This window comes from Streptomyces xingningensis (assembly GCF_054957865.1).
The window spans coordinates 61,386-76,758 of sequence record NZ_JBDJPF010000008.1; the positions used below are offsets into that span (position 1 = coordinate 61,386).

13 protein-coding genes and 1 riboswitch are annotated in these 15,373 nt (G+C 70.4%); of the genes, 3 read left to right on the top strand and 10 right to left on the bottom strand.

The window, feature by feature from the left end:
- Window positions 1–75: 75 nt before the first annotated feature.
- From eno to ABCR83_RS06730, 5 genes are all read right to left on the bottom strand, one after another.
- Window positions 76–1,362, bottom strand: a complete 1,287-nt coding sequence (gene eno, locus ABCR83_RS06710) for a phosphopyruvate hydratase (RefSeq protein ID WP_462693878.1) — start codon at window positions 1,360–1,362, stop codon at window positions 76–78.
- 317 nt (window positions 1,363–1,679) lie between these two features.
- Entirely contained in the window at window positions 1,680–2,417 is a 738-nt protein-coding gene (locus ABCR83_RS06715; RefSeq protein ID WP_462693879.1) for a transglycosylase family protein, read from the bottom strand.
- Window positions 2,418–2,421: 4 nt separating this feature from the next.
- Window positions 2,422–2,615, bottom strand: a riboswitch (cyclic di-AMP (ydaO/yuaA leader).
- Between the two features lie 260 nt (window positions 2,616–2,875).
- Window positions 2,876–3,889, bottom strand: coding sequence for a transglycosylase family protein (locus ABCR83_RS06720; RefSeq protein ID WP_462693880.1), 1,014 nt, complete (start codon window positions 3,887–3,889; stop codon window positions 2,876–2,878).
- A gap of 113 nt (window positions 3,890–4,002) precedes the next feature.
- Window positions 4,003–5,241, bottom strand: a complete 1,239-nt coding sequence (locus ABCR83_RS06725; protein ID WP_462693946.1) for a cytochrome P450 family protein — start codon at window positions 5,239–5,241, stop codon at window positions 4,003–4,005.
- Between the two features lie 114 nt (window positions 5,242–5,355).
- A complete protein-coding gene (locus ABCR83_RS06730) occupies window positions 5,356–5,784 on the bottom strand; it encodes a DUF6479 family protein (RefSeq protein WP_462693881.1) in 429 nt (142 codons plus the stop codon).
- 130 nt (window positions 5,785–5,914) lie between these two features.
- On the opposite strand from ABCR83_RS06730, the gene ABCR83_RS06735 reads away from it, so the two are divergent.
- Window positions 5,915–6,664 carry a hypothetical protein gene (locus ABCR83_RS06735; protein WP_462693882.1) on the top strand — a complete coding sequence of 250 codons (750 nt, stop codon included), beginning with the start codon at window positions 5,915–5,917 and terminating at the stop codon, window positions 6,662–6,664.
- On the opposite strand, the gene ABCR83_RS06740 is transcribed toward ABCR83_RS06735, so the two are convergent.
- The 5 genes from ABCR83_RS06740 to ABCR83_RS06760 all read right to left on the bottom strand — a co-directional run bounded on the left by ABCR83_RS06740 (window position 6,665) and on the right by ABCR83_RS06760 (window position 12,890).
- Entirely contained in the window at window positions 6,665–7,642 is a 978-nt protein-coding gene (locus tag ABCR83_RS06740; RefSeq protein ID WP_462693884.1) for a nucleoside triphosphate pyrophosphohydrolase, read from the bottom strand.
- A gap of 49 nt (window positions 7,643–7,691) precedes the next feature.
- The gene (locus ABCR83_RS06745; protein WP_462693885.1) at window positions 7,692–8,318 is read right to left on the bottom strand and encodes a SurA N-terminal domain-containing protein; all 627 of its coding nucleotides are present in this window, start codon (window positions 8,316–8,318) and stop codon (window positions 7,692–7,694) included.
- Window positions 8,319–8,460: 142 nt separating this feature from the next.
- The gene (locus tag ABCR83_RS06750) at window positions 8,461–10,026 is read right to left on the bottom strand and encodes a protein kinase domain-containing protein (RefSeq protein ID WP_462693886.1); all 1,566 of its coding nucleotides are present in this window, start codon (window positions 10,024–10,026) and stop codon (window positions 8,461–8,463) included.
- Complete coding sequence (locus ABCR83_RS06755) at window positions 10,023–10,667, bottom strand: hypothetical protein (protein ID WP_462693887.1); 645 nt, start codon at window positions 10,665–10,667, stop codon at window positions 10,023–10,025. Before ABCR83_RS06755 ends, ABCR83_RS06750 begins: the two co-directional genes overlap by 4 nt.
- Before the next feature lie 153 nt (window positions 10,668–10,820).
- Window positions 10,821–12,890: an N-6 DNA methylase gene (locus ABCR83_RS06760; RefSeq protein WP_462693888.1), complete on the bottom strand. Its 2,070-nt coding sequence runs from the start codon at window positions 12,888–12,890 to the stop codon at window positions 10,821–10,823.
- 184 nt (window positions 12,891–13,074) lie between these two features.
- On the opposite strand from ABCR83_RS06760, the gene ABCR83_RS06765 reads away from it, so the two are divergent.
- Together ABCR83_RS06765 and ABCR83_RS06770 are read left to right on the top strand one after the other, a co-directional pair.
- Window positions 13,075–13,809, top strand: a complete 735-nt coding sequence (locus ABCR83_RS06765; protein WP_462693889.1) for a hypothetical protein — start codon at window positions 13,075–13,077, stop codon at window positions 13,807–13,809.
- 107 nt (window positions 13,810–13,916) lie between these two features.
- On the top strand, window positions 13,917–15,371 hold the full coding sequence (locus tag ABCR83_RS06770; protein ID WP_462693890.1) for a DUF2079 domain-containing protein: 1,455 nt from the start codon (window positions 13,917–13,919) through the stop codon (window positions 15,369–15,371).
- Window positions 15,372–15,373: the final 2 nt, after the last annotated feature.

Genomic DNA, 15,373 nt, shown 5'->3' on the forward strand with positions numbered 1-15,373 from the left:
CGAGGACGTGGTGAGGCTTACGCCGGGTTTGTCAGCCCTTGAAGCACTTGCTGGTTCGCAGAGCGCTGCGCTTGTCTAGTTCGCAGAGCGAAACCGCGGAAAGGCGCTGCGACCGGCATACACCGCCGCGTCGTCGAGGATCTCCTCGATGCGCAGCAGCTGGTTGTACTTGGCGACGCGCTCGGAGCGGGCCGGGGCGCCGGTCTTGATCTGGCCGCAGTTGGTGGCAACGGCCAGGTCGGCGATGGTGACGTCCTCGGTCTCGCCGGAGCGGTGGGACATCATGCACTTGAAGCCGTTGCGCTGGGCCAGCTCGACGGCGTCGAGGGTCTCGGTGAGCGAACCGATCTGGTTGACCTTGACCAGCAGGGCGTTGGCGGCGCCCTCCTCGATGCCACGGCCGAGGCGCTCGGGGTTGGTGACGAACAGGTCGTCACCGACGAGCTGGACCTGGTCGCCGAGCTTCTCGGTGATGGTCTTCCAGCCGTCCCAGTCGTCCTCGAACAGCGGGTCCTCGATGGAGACCAGCGGGTACGCGGCGACGAGCTCCGCGTAGTACTCGGTCATCTCGGCGGCGGTGCGGCTCTTGCCCTCGAAGGTGTAGACGCCGTCCTTGTAGAACTCGGAGGCGGCGACGTCCAGCGCCAGCGCGATGTCCTGGCCGGGGGTGTAACCGGCCTCCTTGATGGCCTCGAGGATGAGGTCGAGGGCCTCGCGGTTGGAGCCGAGGTTCGGGGCGAAGCCGCCCTCGTCGCCGAGGCCGGTGGACAGGCCGCGGCCCTTCAGCACCTTCTTGAGGGTGTGGTAGACCTCGGTGCCCCAGCGCAGCGCCTCGGAGAAGGACTCCGCGCCGATCGGCGCGATCATGAACTCCTGAATGTCCACATTGGAATCGGCGTGCGAGCCGCCGTTGAGGATGTTCATCATCGGAACGGGCAGCAGGTGCGCGTTGGGGCCGCCGAGGTAGCGGAAGAGCGGCAGGTCCGAGGCCTCGGAGGCGGCGTGCGCGACGGCCAGGGAGACGCCCAGGATGGCGTTGGCGCCGAGCGAGCCCTTGTTCTCGGTGGCGTCCAGGTCGAACATCGCCTGGTCGATCAGGCGCTGCTCGGTGGCGTCATAGCCGACCAGCTCCGGACCGATCTGCTCGATGACGGCGAGCACGGCCTTCTCCACGCCCTTGCCCAGGTAACGGTTCGGGTCACCGTCACGGAGCTCGATGGCTTCGAAGGCGCCGGTCGAGGCACCGGACGGCACGGCGGCACGGCCGGTGGAGCCGTCGTCGAGGCCGACCTCGACCTCGACCGTGGGGTTGCCTCGCGAGTCGAGGATCTCGCGAGCTACGACGACGTCGATGGACGGCACGAGGGTCTCCTTCGTGGGTGTCTGGAGTTCTGCAGCACGAGCCTAACGGGCCCCGGAGGCTCCGCCCGCCGCCGGACCGCCGCCCAAACCGAAAAATGGCACAAACGCCGAGATCACGGGAGGAATGGTCAGCCGTTGTGTTCGCTGAGCGAAGAAGCGGGTGCGCTTCGCGCGCCCGCACCCTTCACAAACATCCCGCACCCTTCACAAACATGGCGGATCGCAAACATGGCGGAGCCCCGCTCCGATGCGGCTCGGGGGTAGACGCATCGGAGCGGGGCGATCCTGCTCACACGTGAGGGCAGGGGTCTCCCGGGTCAGCTGAGGTGCAGCTTCTGGCCCGGGTAGATGAGGTCGGCGTTGTCCACGATGTCCTTGTTGCGGTCGTAGAGCTTCTCCCAGCCGCCCTTGACCTTCTTGGCCTCGGCGATCTTGGCGAGGGTGTCGCCTTCCTTGACCTGGTACTCGCCGTCGCCCATCTTCACGGTCTTCGGGGCGGCGTGCTTGGGCGCGGCCTGGCGCGGGGCCGGGGTCTCGTCGTCGCCGTCGTCCGCCTTCGGGGCGGCGTGCTTCGGCGCGGACTGGCGCTCGCTGCGGTCGGCGTGGCTCTTGGTGGAGGTGCCGCGCTCGCTGGAGCCCGAGGACTTCTTCGAGGACGAACCGGAGGTGTCGACATCGGCGGCCGGGCCGCCGGAGGTCAGGCCGCCCTCACCGGCGCAGCCCCAGGCACCGGGACCCTGCGCGGCGAGGAGCTTCTCGGCGACGGCGATCTGCTGGCTCTTGGACGCCAGGTCGGCGCGCGGGGCGTAGCTGGTGCCGCCCATGGCCTCCCAGGAGGACTGCGAGAACTGCAGGCCACCGTAGTAGCCGTTACCGGTGTTGATGGACCAGTTGCCGCCGGACTCACACTGGGCGACCTTGTCCCAGGTGACCACGGAAGCGGCGTGGGCAGACGTGGCGGCCATCAGCGGGGCCGCGACAGCGGCACCGGTGACACCGGCCAGCGTGGCGATGCGGACGGCCTTGTTCGGACGACGATGCTTGCCCTTGGACATAAGTCGGTTTCCTCACCGGCGCCTACGAGGTGAGCTGTCGGGTTCGGACGTGAGTTGCCCGGCCGAGCGGCTTGCGCGTGCTCGGCTTCACCCCTAGCCGTCCCGGCTCGTCCGGTCGGCGATCCACGATCGCGACTGACGGTCCGTTACGGCGCCCTACCTTGGTTCCCCCGCTCCTGCCTACGGCGCTTGCGCGACGACTCCCTCGGTCGTTGGCAGGATTCGGCGTGACGACCGTGGTGCTCGCGGTGGCGAGCGGTGACGACGTTAAGCACAGGCGGCCGAGGTGTTCAAACCCTCCTTTTCAGCCACCGACTGACTTCACACCCCTCCGTAACCTGCTGTTTTCGCAGGTGGGAGGCGGTTAATCGAATTCCGGACGGTGCCATTTGAGCCGTTGTCAACGAGACCCATGTCTCACTTTCCACAGGAACGGACATTCGACTCAAACCGTCCCGCTACTTCTTCAGTTCGAGTTGCTGACCAGGGTGGATGAGGTCCGGATCGGATCCGACGGCCTTTTGGTTGTCTCGGTAGAGCTTGTGCCAGCCGCCCTCGACGGACTCCTCCTGTGCGATGGCTGACAGATTGTCACCGGGGCGCACGGTGTAGTCGCCCGCCTCCGGCGTGCCCGTACGGGCTTCCGTACCACCGCGCGAGGCGCGGTCCGCGCCCGAACGCGGCGGCTCGGCACGGTGCTTGCCCGTCCCCGCGCCCGCGCCCGCCCCGGCGCCCGGGTCCGACGGTGCGCTGCCGCCCGGGTCCGCGCCGGTGCCGCCGGGCGTGTGCCCCTGGGCCGGGGCGGGGTCCGCCGAGGGGGTACCGGCGGGCGGAGTCACCGGGTCCGCCGCCGGGGGCTTGCGGTGCTTGCCCTCGGGCTGGTCGCCCTGCTGTTCGGCGGGCTGCTGCGGCGTGGACTTGCCGGGCTTTGACGCACCGGAACCGGAGGCCCCATCGGGGTTCGGGGTCCCATCGGGGTTCGGGGTCCCGGAGGCGGACGAGGGGGGTGCGGGCGCCGGGTGTCCGGGCTCGGCCCGATGGGCCGGCGCCAGCTCGGGCGCCTGGGTCGAACCCGGATTCACCTCCGGCGTCGGCCCGTTCGCGGCCAGGCCGGAACCGATCGCGCAGCTGGGCCAGGCATACGGTCCGCGGGCCTGGAGGATCCGCTCGGCGACGGCGATCTGCTGGGCGCGACTGGCCATGTCGGGCTGCGGCGCATAGGACGTACCGCCGTTCGCCTCCCACATCTGACGCGTCATCTGCAACCCGCCGTAGAACCCGTCGCCGTTGTCGGCGCTCCACAGCCCGCCGCTCTCGCACTGGGCGACGCGGTCCCAGGTCGCGGCGTCGGCGGCGGTGGCGCCGGTGGCGGCGAACAACGGCATGGCGATGCCGGCACCCGTCACCCCCGCGGCGACCACAACGGCGGGTATCTGACGGGGCCGACGATGTCGGCCTGTCCCGGAACGCATCTGATGACCTCTCGTTGGCGGCTGATATGACCGTCGAACATAGCGACGGGCTCCGGGAGTCACAACCCGGTGTAGCCGGAGTCACGGGGCGATAAAGCCGAGTTGACGTACAGTCATCCGGTTCGTGGGGTGAACTCGACCGGCAGCGTGCGCAGCCCCCGCATGATGAGCCCGCCACGCCAACGCAGTTCCTCCGGCCGGACGGCCAACCGCAGGTCGGGGAGGCGGCGCAGCAGGGTCGCGAGTGCCGTCCGGCCCTCCAGCCGGGCGAGCGGAGCGCCCAGGCAGTAGTGGATTCCGTGCCCGTAGCCGAGGTGCTGATTGTCACGCCGGGCGAGGTCGAGGGTATCCGGTTCGGCGAACCGTTCGGGGTCGCGGTCGGCCGCGGCGAGGACGACGAGCACCGGGTCGCCCTCGGCGATGCGCTGCCCGCCGATCGTCAGGTCCTGGGTCGCGAACCGCCAGGTCGCCAGCTCCACCGGGCCGTCGTAGCGCAGCAGTTCCTCCACGCCGGTGGCGAGCAGGCTCTCGTCGCCCCGGTCGAGCGCGTGCTGCAGGAGCTCGCGCTGCCCGGAGTTGCGCAGCAGCGCATAGGTGCCGTTGCCGATGAGGTTCACGGTGGTCTCGAAGCCGGCGAAGAGCAGGATGAAGGCCATGGCCGCGGCCTCGTTCTCGGTCAGGTGCTCGCCGTGGTCGCTGGCCCGGATGAGACCGGAGATGAGGTCCTCGCCCCCTTCTCCCCCCAGGGACTCACGCTTGCGGTGGATGAGTTCGGCGAGGTAGGCGCGCATCTTCTTCACGGAACGTGCCACTCCGCCGCGCGGCCCGCCGCCGTGCCGGATCATCATCCCCGCCCAGTCGCGGAAGTCGTCCTGGTCCTCGGGCGGCACCCCGAGCAGATCGCAGATCGCAAGGATGGGCAGCGGAAAGGCGAACTCATGGATGAGGTCGGCTTCCCCGCGCTCCGCGAACGAGTCGATGAGCCGGTCGGTCAGTTCCTGCACCCGCGGGGCGAACTCGGCGACCCGGCCCGGGGTGAAGGCCTTTGACACCAGCCGTCGCAACCGGGTGTGGTCCGGTGGATCGATGTTGAGCAGATGGGCCGTCAGGTTGGCGCTGCGCTCGCCGGGGATGCCGACCTTGCCCTTGCCGTGGGCGGCCTCGGAGTGGTGCCCCGGGTTCTTCGACAACCGCTGGTCGGCCAGGGCCTGGCGGGCGTCGGCGTAGCGGGTGACCAGCCATGCCTCGACGCCACTGGGCAGCGCGGTGCGGTGGACGGGCGAGTGCTCGCGCAGCCAGGCGTACGCGGGATAGGGGTCGCTCGCGAATTCCCAGGTGAAGAGCGGCGGCATGGTGGGGGCGCCGCCGTCCGCGCCGCGGTCGGTGTGGTTGTCGTTCTTGTCTTGCACGCCTTGACGTTACCGGCGGCTCCCGGGGACGTCGGTGGAGGACCTCGGTGGAGGACCTCAGTGATGGCCGGCGCCGCCGCTGCCGAAGGAGCCGCTGCTGCCGGGGTTCCACTTCTTGCGTTCCTCCGAGGGCTCCTCGGGATGGCTGCCCGGGCTCTTCAGCTCGTGCGGCAGGAGCCGGTCGCTCTGTTTCTCCCTGGGCAGCTGGTCCGGTTCACGGTGCTCGGTGACATAGCCGATCGCGTCCTCGTCGTCGTTGTGCCCGGGGCCGTGGTCGGGGGACGTCGGCCCGTTCCCCTCCCTCGGCGTCCGCCAGGCGCCCATGCGCCGTTGCGGGGCGGAGGGGGGCGGGGGCTCCCTGTCGCGCCACCTGAGCCCGTAGACGACCGCGAGGATCAGCAGGGCTCCGACGAAAAGCCCGACGATAAAGGGTGCGATGCCACCGAGATAGGCGGGGAGGGCGAGGTCCGTGTGTTTCGTGAACATGGCTTCCGGGTACCCATCGGCCGCTCTGTCAAGACCGCAAATGGGCTGAATGGGTACCCAATTCCCATCAGGGGCACCTCGACAGCACACGAGCGTTCGAAAAGTTGCCACTGCTCGAGGGGAAGTCACCGTGCACACCCGCTTCGCCCGCCGCCTCACGCTCACATTCCTCGCCACCGCCCCGCTGCTGCTCACCGCGTGCAGCGGCACCCACAACGCACAGTCCACCTCCGACAAGGCCGCACCCGGCACGGCCGCCAAGGCGGAACTCCCGTCCCACATCACCCCCGCCCAGGCGAAGGCGGCCCTGGTGGAGGCAGCGGACCTGCCCGCCGGGTGGAAGCTCCGGCGGAAGTCCTCGGCCGAGCAGCAGAACGGCAAGGAGCACCAGGCCCTCAAGAAGGTCGGGGCACGGTGCGCCCCGCTGGCCGCCGTCGTCAACTCCGGCCGCCTGGAAGGCGATTACGCCGCTCACGCCCGGCAGCTGTTCGTCAAGAAGGACGGCGAGGAAGCGACCAGCCTCGGTCAGGACGTCAGCGGCTATCCCCGCGACCGGGCCGAGCGGGCCATGCACAGGCTGCGCACGGCCGTCGAACAGTGCTCGGACTTCAAAGGCACCCTGGAGGGCAGGCCGGCCACTCTGACGGTGCAGCGGACCAGCATCCCCCGGTACGGGGACGACTCACTCGCCTACACCGTGGGCGTCACCGTCGACGGCTATGAGATGGACTTCGACCTCGCCACCGTGCGCAGCCACGGTGCAATCACCTCGCTGGTCCACAACTACCCCGCCGGGGGCCACCGCGGCAGAAAGGCCTTCGCCCGGGCCCTGGCCAGGGCGGCCGCAAAGCTGACCGAGAACGCCGCGCACACGGCCTGATCAGCCGTCCCGCCGCCGCTCGCGCTCCGCGGCGCGAATGGCTTCGCGATAGGTGCGGGCGGCGGCACGCAGGGCCGTCTCCGGCTCGACGCCGTCCGCCTCGGCGCGCAGCGCCAGCGCGAGCAGCTCGTACCCCAGCCCTTCCCCGGCCGGGAGGACGACCTCCAGACCCTCGGTACGGGCCCGAGAGGCGAGCTTGGCGACCAGCGCAAGGGCGGGCTGACCGAGGGGAACGCCCTCGGTGGCCGATTCGCGGCGCTTCTCAGCCGCTTTTGTACGCATCCAGTGCACCTTGACGTCCTCGGGCGTCTCGGCGGACTCCTCGCCGAACACATGCGGGTGACGGTGGATGAGTTTGCCGACAATGCCGCCCGCCACATCGTCGACGGAGAACGGCTCGTCCGGATCGTCCTGGGCGATCCTGGCGTGGAAGACGACCTGGAGCAGCACATCGCCGAGCTCCTCGAGCAGCGCCTCCCGGTCGCCGGTCTCGATGGCCTCGATGAGTTCATACATCTCCTCCAGGCCGTACTTGCCCAGGTCCTCATGGGTGCGGATGCCGCTCCACGGGCAGGCGACCCGGATCCGGTCCATGACCTGCACCAGATCGAGCAGACGCGCACCGGGCAGGTCGTACGAGCCGGGCAGCAGCTCCAGCGCGGGCATCGTCTCCCGCCCCGAACCGGCGAGGCGGGCCAGCCCGTCGGTGACGGCGGACTCGCCGTCCGCCGAGGTCACCACGACGGCGGTGCGCCGCCCGGCCACGCAGTAGTCGACCAGCTCCCGGGCGGTGGCCGCCCTCGGCTCGGCCTCGACCCCGGCCTCCCGCAGATAGGGCAGCAGCGGGTGGCCGGGGTCGGAGCACAGCACCCGGTCGGCGGCGTGCAGCGTCTGCCAGGCCGGCCAGGACAGCAGTCCGGGAGCGACACGGTGGCTGGTGGTGAGCAGGACGATACGGCCGGGCGTGGAGTCGTTCACCCTGCCGAGCGTAGGCGACCGGGCATGCCGTCCGGGCGAGGGGGAAGGCTCATGCCGGGCCCTCGGCGGCGGGCGCCGTGGGTGGCACCGGCCGCAGCCACGGCTCCTGCACCGTACGGGCGATGCCACGCTTGGCATCCCAGGTGCCATAGCGCGGGTTGATGTCGACCCGCAGGGACTCGGAGGTCTGGATCAGAACCTGATTGGTGCGTTCGGCGCCGAGTTTGGCGTCGAGCTTGGTGCGGACCAGGTCCAGGGCGAGGGCCCGGTCGATCTGGCCGGGCGCGATGCCCAGCGCGAGGAACCGGCCGCGCAACGCCTCGGCCCCGCCATTGGCCCGCTCGATCTGGGCCCGCTCCTCCTGGAGCTCCCGGCGGGAGACATGGACGCCGTTGTCGCGCCCGGCCTTCTCCACGATCCGGTACTGGATGAGGTGGATCAGGGTCTGCTGGTTGAGACGGGTGCTGTTGGCCAGCAGCTGCTCCGCCTGCGGGGAGGACTGCTGCGCGTCCCTTACGTCCTTGACCTGGTGCTGGAGCTGGGCCACGGTGATCCGGTCCTTGCCCACGACGGCCGCGGCACCCGGATGCGGGGTGGATCCGCAGGCGGTGAGCACGGGCGCCAGGGCCAGCAGCCCGGCGGAGACGGAGAGCGCGGCGGTCCTTCGGCGGATCATAGAGCCTCCCGGCAATGATCGTGCGATGGTGCGTCGATCGTCCTGGCGTTGATCGATGGTAGGGAGTCCGGGTGGCCGAGGCCACTGATTCGACCAACGATTCGGCGGAAGGCGGGGGGTGCGCGCGTCTTCTGCCGCTTCGTCAGGCTCTGACCTCGCTCAGCCATCTGAGTGTGTGCCGGATCTCGCCGGGCAGCGGGTGGTGCGGTCCGTGCAGCCGTTCGGCGTCGAGCAGCAGGGCGACCAGGGTGTCATGGGCGGCCTGGCGGTCGCCGAGGGACAGCAGCAGATGACCTATGCGACGGCGGACTTCAAGGGGGGTGGTGGCATCCTCCGGGTCGCTCTCGAACTGCGGGAGCAGGGCCCGGTATTCGTTGAGGGCGCCGACCGCCTCGCCGAGCTGCTCCAGGCACTGGGCGGCGTCATACCGGAAGCGCAGCACCTGCCTGGCCGCGTACGGGCCGGACTCCAGGGCGTATTCATCGGCCAGGCGGCGGAGCTCGGGCAGGGCACGCCGGAACTGGCCGTCGTCCATCAGCGTGGCCGCGTACTGCTTGCGGAGGGTCAGCACGACCGCGGAGCGCTCACCGTGCTCCGCGGCGGCGGCCGGCAGGATGGCGCCCAGGATGTCCACGGCCTGGGTGATGCCGCCCTGGTCGAGCAGCCGCTTGACCTCTTCGACGGCCTCGGCGACATCGAGGCCGCTGGGCGCCTCGGCGGGCGGGGCGGCCGGCGCTGTGGAGGCCCCGGGCAGGGGGGCGGCGACGGCGGACCGGTCCGGCCAGGGGGCATGCGGCAGCAGGAACGGACGCGTGGGGTTCATGGGGCCGACGGGCGCGCCGGAGTACGGGCCGGTGAGGGCCTGACCGGGGGCGGGCAGCAGCGGCGCCAGGGCCCGGTAGACCTCCTGGGCGTCGGCGGGGCGGTCCTGCGGGTCCTTGGCGAGCAGGCGCAGCACCAGCTCCTCGAGGGCCTGTGGGATCTCGGGGCGGACCTGGCGGACCGGTATGGGCGGCTCATAGAGATGGCGGTGCAGCACCCCGAGCGCCGTCGATCCGGCGAAGGGGACGTCGCCGCTGAGCAGTTCATGCAGCAGCACACCGAGGGCATAGAGGTCGGTGTACGGGCCGACCGCGCCGCCCATCGCCTGCTCGGGTGCCATATAGGCGGGGCTGCCGATAGGTGAACCGGTGCGGGTGAGGCGGGTGGTGTCGGTGTCCATAACGGAGGCCACGCCGAGGTCGAGGACGAGAACGGAGCCGTCCGGACGAACCATCACATTCCGCGGCTTGAGGTCGCGGTGGATGATGGGCACGGCGTGCACCGCGGAGAGCACCGAGCAGAGCTGGGCGGCGACCGAGACCGCCCAGGGCCAGGGGTAGGGGTCGTGCTCGGCGAAGTGGTCGGCGAGGTCGGCGCCGTCCACATACTGCATGACGAGAAAGAGGTCGTCGCCGTCGCTGCCCGCGTCATGGACGGTGACCAGGCCATGGTGGTCGACCTGGGCCGTGACGCGGCACTCCCGGACAAAACGGCGGCGCAGCTCGTCCGCCCCGTCGTCGGAGGGCGTCATCCGGTCGGGGCGGAGCAGTTTCACCGCCACCCGGCGGTCCAGCCGACGGTCGTAGCCGGTCCACACCTGGCCCATGCCGCCCTGGCCGATGACCGTGGCCAGCTCGTACCGGTCCGCGATGAGGCGTCCGTTCACCGCTCCTGCTCCCTGTGGTTCCTGGGCTCCTTACGCAGGAAGTCGCTCAGCTCATCGAGCTCCGCGCGCACTTGGTCTATTCGCTGTGGGGGGCGGGGGGCGCTCTGCGGCTGGGGTGGCGGGGGCGCGGGGTGCGGCGGCTGAGCGGGGGGCTCGGGGCGCCGTGCGTGCCGGGGCTGTGGGGTGTGCTGATGCAGGGGCACCTCTTGCGGCTGCGGGGCATACAGCGGGGCGGCCGTCCGGTTGTGGAACTGCGGTTGCCGCTGCGGGGCGTAGGGCGGATAGGCCGGGCCGGGCAGGGGTGCGGCCACCGGCGGGAACGCCTGGGCGGGGGCGACGCCCACAGGTATGCCCAACCGCGGGGTGGCGGGGCCCTTGTGGTGGCGGATGTCGAACCACAGGTAGTAGGCGATGGTCAGGCCGCCCATGAGGACCACCAAGGTCGAGGCGAAGTAGTTCCAGCCGGTCGACCCCTTGTCGACCACGGTCAGCAGGACGGCATACGCCACCAGCACCGCCCAGAACACCGCCCAGTCCCGGGCCTTGCGGGTGATGATCGCGATGCGCAGCATCGGCACCCAGCCAAGGATGCCGAGGGTGCAGCCGGTGATGGCGACGAGGACCACCCGGATGGTGATCACTGTGGCTCTTCCCGTGCGACGGGGCTGCGGCGGTTCAGTGCCGGGGCCATTCATTGCTGCTCCTGAAGTGCGGTGTGGGTCCGAGCCTATCTACCGACTCCGATGGGTCCACCGGGGTTGTACGGATCAGACGAGGATGCGGAGACCTCCAGCTCACTCCGGGCGTACGGTCCCATCGGTCAGCCCGTCGTACAAGCCCTGTATCAGCTGTTCGCCGAGCCTCTCGGTCAGCCGCAGCGCCTCTTCGAAGGCGGCGAGGGCTCGGAACTGGGCACCGTGACGGCGCTGTTCGGGCAGGGGCAGCCGGGGCACCTGGAGCCGACGCACATCGAGCCGGGTGGCGGTGGACGCATAGCTGCTGGCCTGGCGCTGGTTGGCGGTGCCGCGCAGGAACCCGGCCAGGAACCAGGGGTCCAGCGCGGATGGGTCGGGCCGCAGAAGGAACAACCCCCGGCCGAGCGCGGCCCCTACGGTGGCCTCGTCGATGACGCGGGCCACGGTGACATCGCCGACGACCGGCACCACGACGTCGTCGGCCTCGACGAGCACGGGCTCTTCGGCCGCTCCCTCGGGGAGGGTGCCGGACGGGGCACCACCGGCCTTGACGTCATAGTCGGTGAGGACGGGGGGCGCATCGGCGCCGGAGGCGGTACCGGCGCCGCCCGAGCGCAGCACCAGGGCTCCGGCGCGGGCGAGTTCGCCGACGGTGGTGGTGGGCCAGCGAGCGGAGTCGGTGATTGCGGCGGGCGGGGCGGGGGTCAACTCGCCGGTGCGTGCCAGGGAGGCGGTGAGCCGGTCATGGATGTCGGCGAGGTCGGCCGCGCTTCCGCCGGAGGCAGGTGGTGGAAGGTGCCGAGCGGGAGCCAGGTCCACATCGTCGTCGAGCAGGTCGATGACGGGCAGGGAGCGGCACAGCCCGGGCTTCTCCTCCACCGTGCCCAAGCGGTCGAACTCTTCCCACGCCTCCAGGGCGGTGGTGTGCACGGCTTGCCAGGGCAGCTTCTCGCGGCCTGGCGGGGCGAGGTCGGCGGTGTCGACCAGCAGCAGCTGCGGGGTGGGTGACGGCTGGGCGCCGGGTCGGCGCAGCACCCATAGATGCAGGGGGATGCCATAGGGCGGCGAGGCCCCGGCGGGCAGGGCGATGACGGCTCGCAGCGCGCCGCGGCGCAGCAGGTCGGCCCGGATGCGGCGGCCGGAGCGGCGGGAGGCCACGGCCGGGGGCATCAGCAGGACGGCCGTGCCACCGTCGCGGAGCCGGGCCAGCGCATGCTGGACCCAGGCGAGCTCGGATTCGGTGCGGGCGGGGAAGCCGTACTCCCACCGCGGGTCATAGGCCAGCTCCTCGTGGCCCCAGTTGCGTTCGTTGAACGGCGGATGGCAGAGCACCGTGTCGACGGCGAGCTCCCGGAAGGCGTCCTCGCGCAGGCTGTCGCCCGCGTGCACCCGCACCTGCGCCTCGGACCGCAGGGCGAGGCGGAGCGCGGTGAGTGCGGCAAGGTCGGGGTCGGCCTCCTGGCCGAACATCGAGGGGGCACCCGTGCTGCCGGAGGTATCGGCCGCACTCAGCAGAGCGCCGGTGCCGCAGGCGGGATCGAGGACCGTGCGCGGGCGTTGCCGGTCGGCGGCGCCCCGGCCGAGGGCGGCCATCAACTCGGCGAGGCCCGGCGGGGTGAGGGTGTACTGCCGGGGGTTGGCGTCGAGGTGACGGCCGAGGAGGAACTCATAGGCGTGCGCGGCACCGCGCACCGCGGCCAGCTCGGCGGCTCCGCGCACGAGCGCGGAGGAAATGGCGAGCTCGGCGGAGCTGGGGACGGCGACCGGATGGTGCTCGCCGAGCCGGGCGGCGAGCACCGTCTCCAGTGCCGTGGGCAGCACCTCCGAGAGCTTCGGGTCCGCGAGCGCCGCCATCTCCAGCCAGCTGGTCGGCCGGTCGCGCACGAGCAGCAGCACCGCCCCCGCGTGGCGGAGGGCGGCCATGGCACCTGCGGGATGGCTGACCAGCTGCTGCCAGACCCGCTCGCGCAGCGGGACCGCTTCAAGCTTGCCGTGGCGGCGCAGCCACTGCTCGACATCGCCGAGGTCGAAGGTGGGGCTGCTCTCGGTGCCGCCGATGGGCTGAGGGAAGTTCATATAGCGCCGGCGCCAGTTGCTGACCGCCGCGCGGCCCACTCCGGCCAGCCGGGCGATCGCGGCTGCAGTCACCTCCGCCGTACTGTCTGCCACCGGACTCCCCTCCCAATTCGTCGCTCGCACATCGTCGTTGTGATGCCGAGCATACCCTCGCAGCCGCAACCGACCCCTTCACAGGCATGAACCAACCCGTTCGTGTGAACATAGTTGACTCGGTTAACAGGCTCTGATGTTATTGACCCGTCGGTTCACGGATCTCACGCCGAAGGTGTTCGCCATGTCGTCTCAGTACTCCCAGCAGCACACCCAGCAGAAGCAGAGCCGGTTCGGCCGGCGCAAAGCGCTCACGGCCGCGGGCGCCCTCCTGGTGGTGGTGGGCATCGGCGCCACCACGACCGGCTGCGGCAAGCTCTTCAGCGGTGGCGACGACAAGACCAAAAGCGCGGACAAGTCCGCCGAGAACAAGAGCACCGAGAAGAGCGCGGGCACAGAAAAAGGCGGGAAGAGCGAGAAGAAGAGCAAGAAGGCCGCTTTCTCCGGCAATGGCACCCTCCAAGTCGGCTCCGACATCAAGCCCGGCACCTATATGTCGGTGGGCAACTCGGAGTTCTGCTACTGGGAGCGCCTCAAGAACTCCTCAGGCGATGCCGAGGCAATCAACGCCAACGACACCGGCGGCGGCACCGCATATGTGACGATCACGGCGAACGACAAGCTGTTCAAGACCCAGAGCTGCGCAGGGTGGAACCCCATGCCCACGGCCAAGAGCGGCACCCCGAAGTCCGAGATATCCGGCAGCGGCATGTACCGCGTGGGAGTCGACATAGCTCCCGGCACCTACAAGTTCCAGGGCGGCACGACCTGTTACTGGGAGCGCACCAAGGACGCCCTGCACGGGACGGACTCCATCCTCGCCAATGACAACGTCACGGGGAATGGCATCGTGACGATCAGCCCGGATGACGCCTATTTCAAGACCAACGGGTGCACCAACTGGAAGAAGAGCGGCTGACCGGGCCCGTACGGCACCTTCCTCACCTGCGGAATGCCGGGCCATGGGTGGACTCCGCGTATCTTTTCGAAGTCGTCCAGCGCCCAAACAGGAGGAAGGGACCACCCATGGACTCGGCCGCAGCCGCCGTTGCGGCGCCGGACCCGGGCGCGGCCGGGGTCAGGCGCGAGGGCCGGACCTGGAGCGCCACCCTGCGCGCACCACGGCTCGACCCGTACTGGGTGGCCGGAGCGCTCCTCGTCCTCTACAGCGCACTGGCGCTCTGCCGGCACCGGCGCATGCTGACCATGTCCTGGGACCTGGGAATCTTCGAGCAGGCCATACGGTCCTACGCCCACCTCGGAGCACCCGTCGTCGACCTCAAGGGACCCGGCACCAACATCCTCGGCGATCACTTCAGCCCGATCACCGCACTGCTCGCCCCCTTCTACCGCCTCTTCCCCTCCCCTATCACCCTGCTCATCGCCCAGGCCCTGCTCTTCGCGCTGTCCGCCGTCCCGGTCACCCGGCTCGCCGCCGGACTGCTGGGCCGGGCACGCGGGCTGGCGATCGGGATCGCCTACGGAGTGTCATGGGGAGTGCAGCGCGCGGTCGACTTCGACTTCCACGAGATCGCCTTCGCCATGCCGCTCCTCGCCTTCTCCCTGGAGGCGGTGGTGCGCCGCCGGTGGCGGGCCGCGGTGCTGTGGGCACTGCCACTGGTCCTGGTCAAGGAAGATCTCGGGGTCACCGTCGCAGTGATCGGGGCGGTGATCCTCATCCGGCTGCGCGGCACCCGGCGGGCACCACGCGCCGCCGCCATGGCCCTGGGTCTGGTGGCCTTCGGGCTCGCCGCCACCGCCCTGACCCTCGGCGTGTTCATCCCGGCCTTCAACAACACCGGCTCCTACGACTACTGGAACAAGGTCAGCAGCACCGGCCCGGCCTCCACCATCCCCGTCCTCACCGCGGTCCGCACCCTGCTGTGGGTGCTGCTGCCCACCACCGGCCTGCTGGCCCTGCGCTCACCGCTCCTGCTGGTCGCCCTTCCGACGCTGGGCTGGCGCTTCATATCCCACGACGATCACTACTGGGGCACCGACTGGCACTACAGCGCCGTGCTGATGCCCATCGTCTTCATCGCCCTCACCGACGCACTGGCCAAGGCGCGCGAGGACCGCCGGCCCTGGCTGCGGTCCTACGCCCGGCAGCTGCCCGCGGCGGTCGCCGGCGCCGCGCTCGCGCTCAGCTCGGCCCTGCCGCTGTACAGCCTGACCGAGCCCGATACCTACCGCATACCCCGGAGCGTCAAGGCCGCCGAGGCCCTCCTGGACCGCATACCCGACAACTCCACCGTGGAGACGGACGTCGGCCCCATCAGCCGGCTCGTCCACCGCTGCCGGGTGCTCTGGATAGGCGACACCCGCGGCACGGTCCCCGACTATGTCGCCCTGCGCGTCACCGACGGCCGCACCGCCAAGGACCTGATAACCGACGCGGAACGGATGCACCCCGGGGCCGCCTATGAGCACTTCGGCAGCGAAGGCGGCTACACCGTGCTCAAGCGCATCCCGTCCGCCTGACT